A 1,272-nucleotide genomic window follows, 5' to 3' on the forward strand; every position below is an offset into this window, starting at 1 on the left:
CCAGCGCCGCGATCAACAAATGGCTGCCCCGATAAACTTCCCAAACAGGCCCTAGTACGGCGGTGCACAGGCGTGCCGTCGCGGCCCACACAGAGGTGGTGTCCTCGGTGGCGAGCAGCTCCCTGGCCATCACCCGCAGCAGGTCGTGGAACCCGTAGCGGATGCTCGAACCGCTGGACGCCCGTGCCCCCAGCAGGTGGATGTGCGTCAGCTGCTCAAGGGCCTGTTCGGCCTCGGCCGGTGGCACACCGAGCAGAGCCGACGCGCTCCACAGCGCGAAGTCGGGCGCGGGCGCGAGACCGAGTAGCCGGAACGCCCGCTGCGCGGCCGGGGCGGCCTCCTGATAGCCCACCAGGAGGCTCGCCCGCACGTCGAGGTCGCCGATGGCGAGCACGTTCAGCCGGATCCGCTCGTCGCCCAGACGTGTCGCCAGTGCCGCGGGCGACCAGTGGGGACGGCTGGCCAGCCCCGCGCCCGCGACGCAGAGCGCGAGGGGCAGGTAGCCGCACAGCTCGGCGACACGGGCCAGGGCGGGGCGGTCCGCTGCGACGCGGTCGCCGCCCGTGGCCAGCAGCAGCGACTCGGCATCGTCGGGCTGCAGAACGTCCAGTGTCATCCGGTGAAGGCCGGGGATCGCGAGCATCCTGCGACTGGTCAGCACCACCGTGCCTGACGCCGACGTGAGGATCGGACGGATCTGGGATTCGCAGACCACGTCATCGAGGATCAACAGCAACCGCCGCCGGAACAGTTTCCGTCGAAGTGCATCGGCGAGATCCTCCGCGGAGGGCTGACGGCGGCGCGAGAGTGGTTCCTCCGCGTCCAAGGCTTCCCGGGCGGGGCCTGCGTCGAGACGTCGCAGCAGACGTAGCAGCGCCTCGGATGGTTCCAACGGGCGTCCTTCGGCTCCCCGCAGGTTAAGCAGGACGCAGCCGTCGGGAAAGAGGTCGGTTGTCCGGTGCGCCAGCTGGATGGCGAGCGCGGTCTTGCCCACCCCGGCCTTGCCGACGATGGCCAGCAACGGGAATGCGGTACCGCCGGCGCCTCGCAGCATCGACTCCGCCGCCGTCAGGCTTTCGCCCCGTCCGGTGAAGGCGGGTATCGGGCGGGGGCGGATGAAGTACCGGTCCTGGCCGGGCGTCGGGCGCGACAGGAGCGTGATCGGCGCGTAGGCCTGGATCGAAGCGCAGGATGCGCTGGTGTAGGTGTTGCAGGGCGGGTCCGGGGTCCGTACCGAGCTTCTCGGCGAGACGGCGCCGGAGGCGCTCGAAG

At 70.8% G+C, this 1,272-nt stretch carries 2 protein-coding genes; both read right to left on the reverse strand.

Annotated elements, in window-relative coordinates:
- Window positions 1-994 (reverse strand): NB-ARC domain-containing protein (locus ACY45C_RS20370; RefSeq protein WP_462189160.1); only part of this gene is annotated, 994 nt, incomplete at its 3' end.
- Window positions 918-1,272 (reverse strand): BTAD domain-containing putative transcriptional regulator (locus tag ACY45C_RS20375; RefSeq protein ID WP_462189161.1); only part of this gene is annotated, 355 nt, incomplete at its 5' end. The genes ACY45C_RS20370 and ACY45C_RS20375, both read right to left, overlap by 77 nt.

It is taken from the genome of Frankia sp. CcWB2 (assembly GCF_977927585.1).